Origin of the sequence: Micrococcus sp. H39-S4, assembly GCF_027158145.1 — a bacterium.
Classification (GTDB): Bacteria; Actinomycetota; Actinomycetes; order Actinomycetales; family Micrococcaceae; genus Micrococcus; species Micrococcus luteus.
In genome coordinates this window covers 17,695-33,153 of sequence record NZ_JAPVLT010000002.1, presented here as the reverse complement: position 1 = coordinate 33,153, position 15,459 = coordinate 17,695, and the positions used below count along the sequence as shown (strand labels likewise).

The 15,459-nt window shown below is 68.5% G+C and carries 12 protein-coding genes; all 12 read left to right on the top strand.

All coding sequences use genetic code 11. The features are described from left to right. The first annotated feature begins 116 nt into the window (after positions 1-116). The 12 genes from rpoB to rplW all read left to right on the top strand — a co-directional run bounded on the left by rpoB (position 117) and on the right by rplW (position 15,444). Positions 117-3,623, top strand: coding sequence for a DNA-directed RNA polymerase subunit beta (gene rpoB / locus O3T09_RS02145; RefSeq protein ID WP_036317750.1), 3,507 nt, complete (start codon positions 117-119; stop codon positions 3,621-3,623). Positions 3,624-3,706: 83 nt separating this feature from the next. Then, entirely contained in the window at positions 3,707-7,603 is a 3,897-nt protein-coding gene (locus O3T09_RS02140; protein WP_144786271.1) for a DNA-directed RNA polymerase subunit beta', read from the top strand. 310 nt (positions 7,604-7,913) lie between these two features. Beyond that, positions 7,914-8,288: a 30S ribosomal protein S12 gene (gene rpsL, locus O3T09_RS02135; RefSeq protein ID WP_002854787.1), complete on the top strand. Its 375-nt coding sequence runs from the start codon at positions 7,914-7,916 to the stop codon at positions 8,286-8,288. Then, complete coding sequence (gene rpsG / locus O3T09_RS02130; protein ID WP_010080379.1) at positions 8,288-8,758, top strand: 30S ribosomal protein S7; 471 nt, start codon at positions 8,288-8,290, stop codon at positions 8,756-8,758. The genes rpsL and rpsG overlap by 1 nt, the downstream gene beginning before the upstream one ends. Positions 8,759-8,876: 118 nt before the next feature. Continuing rightward, a complete protein-coding gene (fusA, locus tag O3T09_RS02125) occupies positions 8,877-10,991 on the top strand; it encodes an elongation factor G (protein WP_036317752.1) in 2,115 nt (704 codons plus the stop codon). Positions 10,992-11,272: 281 nt separating this feature from the next. Beyond that, entirely contained in the window at positions 11,273-12,463 is a 1,191-nt protein-coding gene (gene tuf, locus O3T09_RS02120; RefSeq protein ID WP_036317754.1) for an elongation factor Tu, read from the top strand. A gap of 128 nt (positions 12,464-12,591) precedes the next feature. Next, positions 12,592-12,732 (top strand): hypothetical protein, encoded by a 141-nt coding sequence (locus tag O3T09_RS02115; RefSeq protein WP_162833779.1) that lies wholly within the window; start codon positions 12,592-12,594, stop codon positions 12,730-12,732. After that, a complete protein-coding gene (locus O3T09_RS02110) occupies positions 12,729-13,196 on the top strand; it encodes a DUF3817 domain-containing protein (protein WP_036317755.1) in 468 nt (155 codons plus the stop codon). The genes O3T09_RS02115 and O3T09_RS02110 overlap by 4 nt, the downstream gene beginning before the upstream one ends. Before the next feature lie 326 nt (positions 13,197-13,522). Further along, positions 13,523-13,831 carry a 30S ribosomal protein S10 gene (rpsJ, locus tag O3T09_RS02105; protein ID WP_002857463.1) on the top strand — a complete coding sequence of 103 codons (309 nt, stop codon included), beginning with the start codon at positions 13,523-13,525 and terminating at the stop codon, positions 13,829-13,831. Between the two features lie 20 nt (positions 13,832-13,851). Further along, a complete protein-coding gene (gene rplC, locus O3T09_RS02100) occupies positions 13,852-14,502 on the top strand; it encodes a 50S ribosomal protein L3 (protein WP_036317759.1) in 651 nt (216 codons plus the stop codon). Positions 14,503-14,506: 4 nt separating this feature from the next. Continuing rightward, a complete protein-coding gene (rplD, locus tag O3T09_RS02095; RefSeq protein ID WP_036381542.1) occupies positions 14,507-15,142 on the top strand; it encodes a 50S ribosomal protein L4 in 636 nt (211 codons plus the stop codon). Further along, on the top strand, positions 15,139-15,444 hold the full coding sequence (rplW, locus tag O3T09_RS02090; RefSeq protein WP_002857471.1) for a 50S ribosomal protein L23: 306 nt from the start codon (positions 15,139-15,141) through the stop codon (positions 15,442-15,444). Before rplD ends, rplW begins: the two co-directional genes overlap by 4 nt. The last annotated feature ends 15 nt before the right edge of the window (positions 15,445-15,459 follow it).

Sequence of the window (15,459 nt, the reverse complement as noted above, 5' to 3'; positions counted from 1 at the left end):
CGCGTCCCGCCGTGGCCCGCACGGTTCCGCACGGCCTTCATATAGCGGTGGGCCGGCGCCGCCGTCTCGCGGCAGGGGAGCGAACGGAACCCAGAAGGCCTGTGGAAGGATCCTACGTGGTCGCCTCGAGCACCTCCAACGAAACCGCTACCGTCTCCCCGCGATCCGGCGCCTCCGCCGGACGCGTCTCCTTCGCCAAGATCTCCGAGCCGCTGGACGTGCCGGACCTGCTGGCGCTGCAGACCGAGTCGTTCGACCGCCTGATCGGCAATGAGCGGTGGGCTGCGCGCGTGGACGCCGCCCTGGCCGCCGACGACCACTCCGTGCCCGTCACCTCGGGACTGACGGACATCTTCGAGGAGATCTCCCCGATCGAGGACTTCCAGGGCACCATGTCCCTGTCCTTCGCCGAGCCGGAGTTCGCCGACGCCAAGATGACGGAGGAGGAGTGCAAGGATCGCGACGCGACCTTCTCCGCCCCGCTGTACGTCAAGGCCGAGTTCATGAACAACACGACCGGCGAGATCAAGCAGCAGACCGTCTTCATGGGCGACTTCCCGCTGATGACCCGCAACGGCACGTTCATCATCAACGGCACCGAGCGCGTCGTCGTCTCCCAGCTGGTCCGCTCCCCGGGCGCCTACTTCGAGCGCACCCCGGACAAGACCTCGGACAAGGAGATCTTCTCCGCGAAGATCATCCCCTCGCGCGGCGCCTGGTTCGAGCTCGAGGTGGACAAGCGTGACCAGGTCGGCGTCCGCCTCGACCGCAAGCGCAAGCAGCCCGTGACGGTGCTGCTCAAGGCCATGGGCTGGACCGAGTCCCGCATCCTGGAGGAGTTCGGCCACTACGACTCCATCCGCGCCACCCTCGAGAAGGACGGCACCGCGGACCAGGACGAGGCCCTGCTCGACATCTACCGCAAGCTGCGCCCGGGCGAGCCGGCCGCCGTCGACGCCGCGCAGACGCTGCTGAACAACCTGTACTTCACCCCGAAGCGCTACGACCTCGCCAAGGTGGGCCGCTACAAGCTCAACCGCAAGCTCGGCGTGGACGTGCACCTCGGCGACCCCAACGCGTCTGTGCTCACCGAGGACGACATCGTCCAGATGGTGCACTTCATCGCCGCGCTGCACGCCGGCGAGACCGTCATCAAGGGCACGCGCGACGGCGAGCCGGTGGATGTGCGCGTGGAGATCGACGACATCGACCACTTCGGCAACCGTCGCATCCGTGCGGTGGGCGAGCTGATCGAGAACCAGATCCGCACCGGCCTGTCCCGCATGGAGCGCGTCGTGCGCGAGCGCATGACCACCCAGGACGTCGAGGCGATCACCCCGCAGACCCTGATCAACATCCGCCCCGTGGTGGCGGCGATCAAGGAGTTCTTCGGCACCTCGCAGCTGTCCCAGTTCATGGACCAGAACAACCCGCTGGCCGGCCTGACGCACAAGCGTCGCCTGTCCGCGCTCGGCCCGGGCGGCCTGTCCCGCGACCGTGCCGGCATGGAGGTCCGTGACGTCCACCCGTCGCACTACGGCCGCATGTGCCCCATCGAGACCCCGGAAGGCCCGAACATCGGCCTCATCGGCTCGCTGGCGACCTTCGGCCGGATCAACTCCTTCGGCTTCATCGAGACCCCGTACCGCCGCGTGGTCGACGGCCGGGTCACGGACACCGTGGACTACCTGACCGCCGACGACGAGCTGGCCTTCCAGATCGCCCAGGCGAACGCCCCGGTGGATGAGGACGGCCGGTTCGAGGAGGAGTTCGTGCTCTGCCGCCAGCGCGGCGGCGACGGCGAGCCCGTGCTCTCGACCGTGGACGAGATCGACTACATGGACGTGTCCCCGCGCCAGATGGTGTCGGCGGCCACCGCCCTGATCCCGTTCCTCGAGCACGACGACGCCAACCGCGCGCTCATGGGCGCGAACATGCAGCGTCAGGCCGTGCCGCTGCTCCGCTCCGAGGCCCCCTACGTGGGCACCGGCATGGAGAAGTACGTGGCCGTGGACGCGGGCGACTCCGTGACGGCCACCCAGGGCGGCGTCGTGACCGAGGTGGCCGCGGACCTGGTGACCGTCATGAACGACGACGGCACCACCACGCACTACCCGATCATGAAGTTCGCCCGCTCGAACCAGGGCAACGCCTACAACCAGCGCGTGCGCGTGTCCGAGGGCGAGCGGGTGGAGCCGCTGAGCATCATCGCCGACGGTCCCGCCACGGACAACGGCGAGCTCGCGCTCGGCAAGAACCTCCTCGTCGCGTTCATGCCCTGGGAGGGCCTGAACTACGAGGACGCGATCATCCTGTCCCAGCGCATGGTCTCGGAGGACGTCCTCACCTCGATCCACATCGAGGAGCACGAGGTCGACGCCCGCGACACCAAGCTGGGCGCCGAGGAGATCACGCGCGACATCCCCAACGTGTCCGAGGAGGTGCTGTCGCAGCTCGACGAGCGCGGCATCATCCACATCGGCGCCGAGGTGGAGGCCGGTGACATCCTGGTCGGCCGCGTGACCCCGAAGGGCGAGACCGAGCTGACCCCGGAGGAGCGCCTGCTGCGCGCGATCTTCGGCGAGAAGTCCCGCGAGGTCCGCGACACGTCCCTGAAGGTGCCGCACGGCGAGTCCGGCACCGTCATCGGCGTGCGCATCTTCGACCGCGACGAGGACGACGACCTGCCCCCGGGCGTGAACCAGCTGGTGCGCGTCTACGTGGCGCAGAAGCGCAAGATCACCGACGGCGACAAGATGGCCGGCCGCCACGGCAACAAGGGCGTCATCTCGAAGATCCTGCCGCTCGAGGACATGCCGTTCCTGGCGGACGGCACCCCGGTGGACATCGTGCTGAACCCGCTCGGCGTCCCCGGCCGCATGAACCTCGGCCAGGTCATGGAGCTGCACCTGGGCTGGGCCGCCTCGCGCGGCTGGGACATCCAGGGCGAGCCGGAGTGGATCAAGGACCTGCCGAACTTCCCGCGGCAGTCCGGTCCGGTCAACGTGGCCACCCCGGTGTTCGACGGCGCCGAGGCGTACGAGATCACGGGCCTGCTCGGCCACGTGAACGTGACCCGCGACGGCGACCGTCTCATGAGCGACAGCGGCAAGGCGCAGCTGTTCGACGGCCGCACCGGCGAGCCGTTCCCGGACCCGGTGTCCGTGGGCTACATGTACATGCTCAAGTTGCACCACCTGGTGGACGACAAGATCCACGCCCGTTCCACGGGCCCGTACTCGATGATCACGCAGCAGCCGCTGGGCGGTAAGGCCCAGTTCGGCGGCCAGCGCTTCGGCGAGATGGAGGTGTGGGCGCTCGAGGCGTACGGCGCGGCGTTCACCCTCCAGGAGCTGCTGACCATCAAGTCGGACGACATCCACGGCCGCGTGAAGGTCTACGAGGCCATCGTCAAGGGCGAGAACATCCCGGAGCCGGGTGTTCCCGAGTCCTTCAAGGTGCTCATCAAGGAGATGCAGTCCCTCTGCCTGAACGTGGAGGTCCTCTCCGCCGACGGCCAGGCCATCGAGATGCGCGACGCGGAGGACGAGGTCTACCGCGCCGCCGAGGAGCTGGGCATCGACCTCTCCCACGCCGAGCCCAGCTCGGTGGAGGAAGTCTGAGCCGGGCCCGATCCCGCATCCACAAGACGTCACCTGAGAACCACTGAACCAAGGGAGTTCACCGGAGCATGAGCGTGAACAGCATGTCCACTGACAACTCTTTCGGCCTGATGCGCATCGGCCTGGCCACGGCGGAGGACATCCGCCGCTGGTCCTACGGCGAGGTCAAGAAGCCGGAGACCATCAACTACCGCACCCTGAAGCCGGAGAAGGACGGACTCTTCTGCGAGAAGATCTTCGGCCCCACCCGTGACTGGGAGTGCGCGTGCGGCAAGTACAAGCGCGTGCGCTTCAAGGGCATCATCTGCGAGCGCTGCGGCGTCGAGGTGACCCGCTCGAAGGTGCGCCGCGACCGCATGGGCCACATCGAGCTGGCCGCGCCGGTCACCCACATCTGGTACTTCAAGGGCGTGCCCTCGCGCCTGGGCTACCTGCTGGACCTGGCGCCGAAGGACCTCGAGAAGGTCATCTACTTCGCGGCCTACATGATCACCTCGGTGGACGAGGAGGCCCGGCACCGTGACCTGGCCAACCTCCAGGCCGAGTACGACCAGGAGACCCGTGTCCTGGCCGACCAGCGCGACTCCGACATCGCCGCGGTGGCCGCCGACCTCGAGAAGGACCTGGCCAAGCTGGAGTCCGAGGGCGCCAAGGCCGCCGAGAAGAAGAAGGCCCGCGACGCCGCGGACAAGACCATGGCGCAGATCCGCAAGCGCGCGGACGCGGAGCTGGACCGCAAGGAGCAGGTCTGGGACCGCTTCAAGAACCTCAAGGTCGCCGACCTCGAGGGCGACGAGGGCCTGTACCGCGCCATGCGGGACAAGTACGGCCAGTACTTCGAGGGCTCGATGGGCGCGGAGGCGATCCAGCGTCGCCTGCAGACCTTCGACCTCGAGGCCGAGTCCGAGATGCTGCGCGAGACCATCAAGACGGGCAAGGGCCAGCGCAAGACCCGCGCCCTGAAGCGCCTGAAGGTCGTCAACGCGTTCCTGACCACGGACAACTCGCCCGAGGGCATGGTCCTGGACGCCGTCCCGGTGATCCCGCCGGAGCTGCGTCCGATGGTGCAGCTGGACGGCGGCCGCTTCGCGACCTCCGACCTCAACGACCTGTACCGTCGCGTGATCAACCGCAACAACCGCCTGAAGCGGCTGCTCGACCTCGGCGCGCCCGAGATCATCGTCAACAACGAGAAGCGCATGCTGCAGGAGGCCGTGGACTCGCTGTTCGACAACGGCCGCCGCGGCCGGCCGGTGACCGGCCCGGGCAACCGCCCGCTCAAGTCGCTCTCCGACATGCTCAAGGGCAAGCAGGGCCGGTTCCGTCAGAACCTGCTCGGCAAGCGCGTGGACTACTCGGGCCGCTCGGTCATCGTGGTGGGTCCCCAGCTCAAGCTGCACCAGTGCGGCCTGCCCAAGCAGATGGCGCTGGAGCTGTTCAAGCCGTTCGTGATGAAGCGTCTCGTGGACCTGAACCACGCGCAGAACATCAAGTCCGCCAAGCGCATGGTGGAGCGCTTCCGTCCGCAGGTCTGGGACGTGCTCGAGGAGGTCATCACCGAGCACCCGGTCCTGCTGAACCGCGCCCCCACCCTGCACCGTCTGGGCATCCAGGCCTTCGAGCCGCAGCTCGTGGAGGGCAAGGCCCTGCAGCTGCACCCGCTGGTCTGCTCCGCGTTCAACGCGGACTTCGACGGCGACCAGATGGCGGTCCACCTGCCCCTGTCGCCGGAGGCCCAGGCCGAGGCGCGCCTGCTCATGCTCTCGAGCCACAACATCCTGAAGCCCTCGGACGGCCGCGCGGTCGCCGTGCCGGCCCAGGACATGATCATCGGCCTGAACCACCTCACCACGGTGCGTCCGGACGAGGTCGGCGCGGGCAACCTGTACGCGACCGTCGGCGAGGCCATCATGGCGTTCGACGGCGGCGACCTGCACCTGAACGCGCCCGCGCGGATCGGCGTCGAGGGCTTCGTGCCGTCGGCGGCCGTGCCGGCACCCGAGGGCTGGTCCGAGGGCGAGATCGCCCTCATCGAGACCACCCTGGGCAAGGTGCTGTTCAACGAGCTGCTGCCGGACGACTACCCGTGGCTGGACAAGCAGGCGACCAAGGGCACCCTCGGCCAGCTGGTCAACGACCTGGCCGAGCGCTACCCGATGGTCGTCACCGCGCAGACGCTGGACAACCTCAAGGACGCCGGCTTCCACTGGGGCACCTGGTCGGGTGTGACCGTGGCGATCTCGGACATCACCTCCGACTTCGACAAGGCCGCCATCATGGAGGGCTACGAGGAGCAGGCCCAGCGCGTGCAGCAGCAGTACGACAAGGGCCTGATCGCGGACGACGAGCGTCGCTCCGAGCTGATCGACATCTGGAACAAGGCCACCGACGAGGTCGCCGCGGCCATGAAGGACGGCCTGCCGGAGCTCAACACCATCAACCGCATGGTGTCCTCCGGTGCGCGAGGCAACTGGCTCCAGGTGCGCCAGATCGCGGGCATCCGCGGCCTCGTGGCCAACCCGAAGGGTGAGATCATCCCGCGTCCGATCAAGTCCTCGTACCGCGAGGGCCTGTCCGTGCTCGAGTACTTCTCCGCCACCCACGGCGCCCGCAAGGGCCTCGCGGACACCGCGCTGAAGACCGCGAACTCGGGCTACCTGACCCGTCGTCTCGTCGATGTGTCCCAGGACGTCATCGTCCGCGAGGACGACTGCGGCACCGAGCGCGGCCTGTCCGTGACGATCGCCGCGCCGAACGCCGACGGCGAGCTGGTGGCCCACGAGCAGGTCGAGAACTCGGCCTTCGCCCGCACGCTGGCCCAGGACGTCACGGGCGAGGACGGCACGGTGCTGGCCTCGGCCGGTGCGGACGTGGGCGACGTGCTGATCGGCGAGCTGGTGGCCGCCGGCATCACGGAGATCAAGGTCCGCTCGGTCCTGACCTGTGAGTCCGCCGTGGGCACCTGCGCGAAGTGCTACGGCCGCTCCATGGCCACCGGCCAGCTGGTGGACATCGGCGAGGCCGTCGGCATCATCGCGGCCCAGTCGATCGGTGAGCCGGGCACCCAGCTCACCATGCGCACGTTCCACACCGGCGGTGTGGCCTCGGCCGACGACATCACGCAGGGTCTGCCCCGCATCCAGGAGCTCTTCGAGGCCCGCACCCCGAAGGGCGTGGCCCCGATCTCCGAGGTCGCCGGCCGCGTGACCATCGAGGACACCGAGGCGTCCGTGCGCCTGCTGCTCACGCCGGACGACGGCTCCGAGGAGATCGCCTACCCGGTGCTGCGCCGTGCGCGCATCCTCGTGGCCGACGGCGAGCACGTGCCGGTGGGCACGCAGCTCGTGGCCGGCGCCGTGGACCCGAAGCAGGTTCTGCGCGTGCTCGGCCCGCGGGCCGCGCAGCGGTTCCTCGTGGACGAGGTGCAGAACGTGTACCAGTCCCAGGGCGTGGGCATCCACGACAAGCACGTGGAGGTCATCGTCCGGCAGATGCTGCGTCGCATCACCGTCATCGAGTCCGGTGACACCGACCTGCTGCCGGGCGAGCTCACGGACCGGGCGCGCTTCGTGGCCGCCAACCGCGCCGCCGTCGCTGAGGGCCGCCAGCCGGCCTCCGGCCGCGACGAGCTGATGGGCATCACGAAGGCCTCGCTGGCCACGGACTCGTGGCTGTCGGCCGCGTCCTTCCAGGAGACGACCCGCGTCCTGACGCAGGCGGCCATGGAGGGCAAGTCCGACCCGCTGCTGGGCCTGAAGGAGAACGTGATCATCGGCAAGCTGATCCCGGCCGGCACGGGCCTGGACCGCTACACGAAGACCGTCGTGGAGCCGACGGAGGAGGCGAAGGCCAACCTGTTCGCCTCGCCGGCCGGCTTCGCGGACTTCGACTACCCGGGCCTGGACCAGTCGCTCGGCGAGAACGACTTCCACGCCGTCTCGTTGGACGACTACGACCGCGGGGGCGACTTCCGCGCCTGATCCCCGTCCCCCAGGGGGCCCGCCGTTCCGCCGCTCACGCGGGGGAGCGGCGGGCCCCTTGGCGTGCGGGGCCGGCTCGTCGACGGCGCCGGGGCGTGCTATGCTGTCAAGGATTGTTTTTCGTGTGGCAAATTGGACGCTGTCCGGGTCGCGGGGTCATTGCGCGGCAGATGCCACACTTTTGCACGCCTGCGGACGTCTGCTCGTTGCGAGCCCCCACAGGGAGAGGCAGAGCAGAGGAACGAGCAGCCGGCGCCCCGGGCGCCGGTCGATCACGTCAGCGATCACCGAAACACAGGAAGGCTGAAGAGTGCCTACGATTCAGCAGCTGGTCCGCAAGGGCCGCTCACCCAAGGTCGTCAATACGAAGGCCCCTGCCCTGCAGGGGAACCCCATGCGTCGTGGCGTGTGCACCCGTGTGTACACCACCACGCCCAAGAAGCCGAACTCGGCGCTGCGCAAGGTCGCCCGTGTGCGCCTGAACGGCGGCATCGAGGTCACCGCCTACATCCCCGGCGAGGGCCACAACCTGCAGGAGCACTCGATCGTGCTCGTCCGCGGCGGTCGTGTGAAGGACCTGCCCGGCGTGCGCTACAAGATCGTGCGCGGCGCCCTCGACACCCAGGGCGTGAAGAACCGCGGCCAGGCCCGCTCCCGCTACGGCGCCAAGAAGGAGAAGAAGTAATGCCTCGTAAGGGTCCTGCGCCGAAGCGCCCCCTCGTCGTCGATCCCGTCTACGGCTCCCCGCTGGTCACGCAGCTGATCAACAAGGTGCTCGTCGACGGCAAGAAGTCCACCGCCGAGCGCATCGTGTACGGCGCGCTCGAGGGCGCCCGTGCCAAGAACGGCGCCGATCCCGTGGCCACCCTCAAGAAGGCCATGGACAACATCAAGCCGGCCCTCGAGGTGCGCTCCCGCCGCGTCGGCGGCGCCACCTACCAGGTGCCCGTCGAGGTCAAGCCGGGCCGCTCCACGGCCCTGGCCCTGCGCTGGCTGGTCGGCTTCTCCAAGGCCCGCCGTGAGAAGACCATGACCGAGCGCCTGATGAACGAGATCCTGGACGCCTCGAACGGCCTGGGCGGCGCCGTGAAGCGTCGCGAGGACACCCACAAGATGGCCGAGGCCAACAAGGCCTTCGCCCACTACCGCTGGTGATCCGTGTGGCCCGGGGCGCGCGATCCGCGCCTCGGGCCGCAGGTGCGTCCTCTCGGACGGGCCACCCACCGCATCCACCTCACGAGCCCCCCCATTCCACCCGACCAAGGGAGACACCGTGGCACAGGACGTGCTGACCGACCTGCACAAGGTCCGCAACATCGGCATCATGGCCCACATCGATGCCGGCAAGACCACCACCACCGAGCGCATCCTGTTCTACACGGGTGTCAACCACAAGCTGGGCGAGACCCACGACGGCGGCGCGACGACGGACTGGATGGAGCAGGAGAAGGAGCGCGGCATCACCATCACCTCCGCCGCGGTGACCTGCTTCTGGAACGACCACCAGATCAACATCATCGACACCCCCGGCCACGTGGACTTCACGGTCGAGGTGGAGCGCTCGCTGCGCGTGCTCGACGGCGCCGTCGCCGTGTTCGACGGCAAGGAGGGCGTGGAGCCCCAGTCGGAGACCGTGTGGCGCCAGGCGGACAAGTACAACGTCCCGCGCATCTGCTTCGTCAACAAGATGGACAAGCTGGGTGCGGACTTCTACTTCACCGTCGACACCATCGTGAAGCGCCTCGGCGCGCGTCCGCTCGTGATGCAGCTGCCGATCGGCGCCGAGAACGACTTCGTGGGCGTCGTCGACCTGCTCTCCATGAAGGCCTTCGTGTGGCCGGGCGACGCCAAGGGCGACGTCACCATGGGCGCCTCCTATGAGACTCGCGAGATCCCCGCCGAGCTCCAGGAGAAGGCCGAGGAGTACCGCAACGAGCTCGTCGAGGCCGTCGCCGAGACCTCCGAGGAGCTCATGGAGAAGTACCTCGAGGGCGAGGAGCTCACCGTCGAGGAGATCCAGGCCGGCGTGCGCCAGCTGACCGTGAACGCCGAGGCCTACCCGGTGTTCTGCGGCTCCGCGTTCAAGAACCGTGGCGTGCAGCCGATGCTGGACGCCGTGGTCGCCTACCTGCCGAACCCGCTGGACGCCGGCTCCGTCAAGGGCCACGCCGTGAACGACGAGGAGGAGGTGCTGGAGCGCGAGGCGTCGAAGGAGGCCCCGTTCTCGGCGCTCGCCTTCAAGATCGCCACGCACCCCTTCTTCGGCACGCTGACCTTCATCCGCGTGTACTCCGGCCGCCTGGAGTCCGGTGCGCAGATCCTCAACGCCACCAAGGGCAAGAAGGAGCGCATCGGCAAGCTGTTCCAGATGCACGCCAACAAGGAGAACCCGGTGGACGAGGTGGTCGCCGGCCACATCTACGCCGTGATCGGCCTCAAGGACACCACCACGGGCGACACCCTGTGCGATCCCGCGAACCCGATCATCCTCGAGTCGATCACCTTCCCGGAGCCCGTGATCTCCGTGGCCATCGAGCCGAAGACCAAGGGTGACCAGGAGAAGCTCTCCACCGCCATCCAGAAGCTCGTCGCCGAGGACCCCACGTTCCGCGTGAACCTCAACGAGGAGACCGGCCAGACCGAGATCGGCGGCATGGGCGAGCTCCACCTGGACGTGTTCGTGGACCGTATGAAGCGCGAGTTCAAGGTCGAGGCCAACGTGGGCAAGCCCCAGGTCGCGTACCGCGAGACCATCAAGCGCAAGGTCGACAAGGTCGACTACACGCACAAGAAGCAGACCGGCGGCTCCGGCCAGTTCGCCAAGGTGCAGCTGTCCTTCGAGCCCCTGGACACCGCCGAGGGCGAGGTCTACGAGTTCGAGAACGCCGTCACCGGCGGTCGCGTGCCCCGCGAGTACATCCCCTCGGTGGACGCGGGCATCCAGGACGCCATGCAGTTCGGCGTGCTGGCCGGCTACCCGATGGTCGGCGTGAAGGCCACCCTGCTCGACGGCGCGTACCACGACGTCGACTCCTCGGAGATGGCGTTCAAGATCGCCGGCTCCCAGGCCTTCAAGGAGGGTGTCCGCAAGGCCAACCCGATCATCCTCGAGCCGCTGATGGCCGTGGAGGTCCGCACCCCCGAGGAGTTCATGGGCGACGTCATCGGCGACCTGAACTCCCGCCGCGGCCAGATCCAGTCCATGGAGGACGCCACCGGCGTGAAGGTGGTCAACGCCCTCGTGCCGCTGTCGGAGATGTTCGGCTACATCGGCGACCTGCGCTCCAAGACGCAGGGCCGCGCGGTGTACTCGATGACCTTCCACTCCTACGCCGAGGTCCCCAAGGCCGTGGCGGACGAGATCATCCAGAAGTCCCAGGGCGAGTGACCGCAGGTCACCTGCTCTGAACGACCTGCCCCGGGTCGGCCGCCGCAGCCGCGGCCGGCCCGGGGCGACCGGACCGCCCTTCCCGGCGCGGCGGTCCGCGATCAGGACGGGTCAGGTCCGGTCCGCTTCCGGCGGTCCCGACGGCCTGGAACCGGACTGGCCCTCGTGAGGCCGGGATTTCCCCAACCCCGCACCATCCGAGTAGACTCAGTCAAGTTGTCAGCACGTCGCAGGCGGCTGAGCAGTCTTCTTGACGATGAACCAGTTCTTAGGAGGAACTAGTGGCAAAGGCAAAGTTCGAGCGGACGAAGCCGCACGTCAACATCGGCACCATCGGCCACGTTGACCACGGCAAGACCACGCTGACCGCCGCCATCTCGAAGGTCCTGTACGACAAGTACCCGGACCTGAACGAGGCCCGTGACTTCGCGACGATCGACTCCGCCCCCGAGGAGCGTCAGCGCGGCATCACCATCAACATCTCCCACGTGGAGTACCAGACCGAGAAGCGTCACTACGCCCACGTGGACGCCCCCGGTCACGCCGACTACATCAAGAACATGATCACCGGCGCCGCTCAGATGGACGGCGCGATCCTCGTGGTCGCCGCCACCGACGGCCCGATGGCCCAGACCCGTGAGCACGTGCTCCTGGCCCGCCAGGTCGGCGTGCCGGCCCTGCTCGTGGCCCTGAACAAGTCGGACATGGTCGAGGACGAGGAGCTCCTCGAGCTCGTCGAGATGGAGGTCCGCGAGCTGCTGTCCTCCCAGGACTTCGACGGCGACGAGGCCCCGGTCATCCGCACCTCCGGTCTGAAGGCCCTCGAGGGCGACCCCCAGTGGGTCAAGTCCGTCGAGGACCTCATGGAGGCCGTGGACGAGTTCATCCCGGACCCGGTCCGCGACAAGGACAAGCCGTTCCTGATGCCGATCGAGGACGTCTTCACCATCACCGGTCGTGGCACCGTGGTGACCGGTCGCGCCGAGCGCGGCACCCTGAAGATCAACTCCGAGGTCGAGATCGTCGGCATCCGCGACGTGCAGAAGACCACCGTCACCGGCATCGAGATGTTCCACAAGCAGCTCGACGAGGCCTGGGCCGGCGAGAACTGCGGTCTGCTGCTGCGCGGCCTGAAGCGCGACGACGTGGAGCGCGGCCAGGTTGTGGTGGAGCCGGGCTCCATCACCCCGCACACCAACTTCGAGGCGAACGTCTACATCCTGTCCAAGGACGAGGGTGGCCGTCACAACCCGTTCTACTCGAACTACCGCCCGCAGTTCTACTTCCGCACCACCGACGTCACCGGCGTCATCACGCTGCCCGAGGGCACCGAGATGGTCATGCCCGGCGACACCACCGAGATGTCGGTCGAGCTCATCCAGCCGATCGCCATGGAGGAGGGCCTCGGCTTTGCCATCCGCGAGGGTGGCCGCACCGTGGGCTCCGGCCGCGTCACCAAGATCACCAAGTGATCTGACGCATCCCGTCTCGTGGCTCCGTTGAGCCGCTGACGCGCGACGCCCCCGTCTCCGGGTCCCCCGGAGGCGGGGGCGTCGCCGTGTCCGACGACGGCGCGGCGGCGGCGGCTAGGCTGGGGAGCATGCCTGAACTGCTCATCCTCATCGTGGTGCTCGCCGTGGCCGTCGTGGCCGTGCGCTGGGCGCTGCGGACCTTCCGTCCCGAGATCGACCGTGCCCGGCGCATCCGGCGCGCGAACCGCGGCGGGGAGCTGGAGCGATGAGCCTGCCCGGCCCGCGCCGCCTCTTCGCCGTCACGGCGATGGCCGAGATGTTCACCTGGGCCGGTCTGCTGATCGCCATGGGCCTCAAGTACGGCGGAGTCACGGAGCGGGTGGTGCCGATCGCCGGCGGCGTCCACGGCTTCGTGTTCCTCTGCTACCTCGTGGTGACGGTCGCCGTGTGGATCGACGGGCGGTGGCCCGTGGCCCGCGGACTCCTCGGCCTCGGTTCGACGATCGTCCCGTTCATGACGGTCCCGTTCGAGCGGGCCCAGCGGCGGCGCGGCGAGCCGGCGTCGCGGTGGCAGGTCGTGGACCGCGCGCCGGGGGAGCGGGGGCCCCTCGAACGGCTTCTCGTCGTGGTGCTGCGCCATCCGGTGGTCAGCGCGCTCCTGGCGGTCGCCGTGGTCGCCGTCGTCTTCACCCTGCTGCTCAACGCCGGCCCGCCCACCGAGTGGGGCCGCTGAGCCCGGGGGGCCGTCGGGCCCGGCCCGCCGATTGGCGGACCGGGCCCGGTTCTGTCTATACTGATTCGGTTGCTCAAGCGCCATTGCGCTGTCGTCGTGTGTCTCGCGGCGGCAGCTCGGCCCAGATGTGACGTCACCACTCCGACCCGCCACAGGCGCGTGCCCTCCCAGGAATGCGACACGCCCGACCGCGTGGACCGGAGTCCGGCGGCGGCGAGGAACCCGGTCCGACCGGATTCGCCCCGCGCGGGTGGAGGACAAGAAGGCGGGCACGATCCGCCGCACAGGGACAGGAACAGCACACCCGACGAGAGAGGCGTGACGCCATGGCGGGACAGAAGATCCGCATCCGGCTGAAGTCGTACGACCACGAGGTCATCGACGTCTCGGCCCGCAAGATCGTTGACACGGTCACGCGCGCAGGCGCGACGGTGGTCGGCCCCGTGCCGCTGCCGACGGAGAAGAACGTGTACTGCGTTATCCGTTCTCCCCACAAGTACAAGGACAGCCGCGAGCATTTCGAGATGCGCACCCACAAGCGGCTCATCGACATCATCGACCCGACCCCGAAGGCCGTCGACTCGCTCATGCGACTGGACCTGCCCGCGGACGTCAACATCGAGATCAAGCTCTGAGAGGGAGGTGCTGAGAGACTATGACCAACACCCAGAACATCAAGGGCCTGCTGGGCACGAAGCTCGGCATGACCCAGGTCTGGGATGAGGACAACAAGCTCATCCCTGTGACCGTGGTCAAGGCAGACCCGAACGTCGTCACCCAGCTGCGCTCCGAGGAGACCGACGGCTACACCGCCGTGCAGATCGCCTACGGCCAGATCGATCCCCGCCGCGTGACCAAGCCCCTGGCCGGTCACTTCGAGAAGGCCGGCGTGACCCCGCGTCGCCACCTCGTCGAGCTGCGCACCGCCGACGCCGCCGAGTACTCCCTCGGCCAGGACGTGACCGTGGAGGTCTTCGAGGCCGGCCAGAAGGTCGACGTCGTGGGCACCACCAAGGGCAAGGGCTTCGCCGGCGCCATGAAGCGCCACGGCTTCGCCGGTGTGGGCGCCTCGCACGGCCAGCACAAGAACCACCGCAAGCCCGGCTCCGTGGGCGGCGCGTCCACCCCCGGCCGCGTGTTCAAGGGCCAGCGCATGCCCGGTCGCATGGGCGCCGTGCGCCAGACCACCATGAACCTGACCCTCCACGGCATCGACGTGGAGAACAACCTCCTGCTGATCAAGGGCGCGGTGCCCGGCTCCAAGGGCCAGGTCGTGCTCGTCCGCAGCGCCGTGAAGGGAGCCTGAGACCATGGCTGAGAACTCCGTGAAGACCGTCCAGGTCGATCTGCCCGCCGAGCTCTTCGACGTGCAGTCCAACGTGCCGCTCATGCACCAGGTCGTCGTCGCCCAGCTCGCCGCCGCCCGCCAGGGCACGCACAAGACGAAGCGCCGCGGCGAGGTGTCCGGCGCCGGTCGCAAGCCGTTCAAGCAGAAGGGCACCGGCCGCGCCCGTCAGGGCTCCATCCGCGCCCCGCACATGACCGGCGGCGGCATCGTCCACGGCCCGACCCCGCGTGACTACTCGCAGCGCACCCCCAAGAAGATGAAGGCCGCCGCCCTGCGCGGTGCCCTGTCGGACCGCGCCCGCAACGGCCGCGTCCACGTCATCGAGGCCCTCGTGTCCGGGACCACCCCGTCCACCAAGGCCGCCAAGGCGGGCCTCGCGTCCCTGAACACCGGCCGCAAGAACGTGCTGCTGGTGATCGACCGGGCCGACGACGTCGCCGCCCTGTCCGCCCGCAACCTGCCCGCGGTCCACACCCTGTACGCCGACCAGCTGAACACCTACGACGTGCTCGTCTCCGACGACGTCGTGTTCACCCAGGCGGCCTACGAGGCGTACGTGGCCCAGGCTTCCGGCGCCAAGAAGGAGGATGCCCAGTGAGCGGCTCCATCAACAAGGATCCCCGCGACGTGATCATCGCTCCCGTCGTGTCGGAGAAGAGCTACGGTCTGATCGACGAGGGCAAGTACACCTTCCTGGTCGACCCGCGCTCCAACAAGTCCGAGATCAAGCAGGCGGTGGAGCGCATCTTCAACGTCGACGTGGCCTCGGTCAACACCCTGAACCGTTCCGGCAAGCGCCGTCGCACCCGCTTCGGGTGGGGCCAGCGCAAGTCCACCAAGCGTGCCATCGTCACGCTCAAGGACGGGACCATCGACATCTTCGGAGGTCCGCTCGCCTGATCGGCGTGCGGAGAC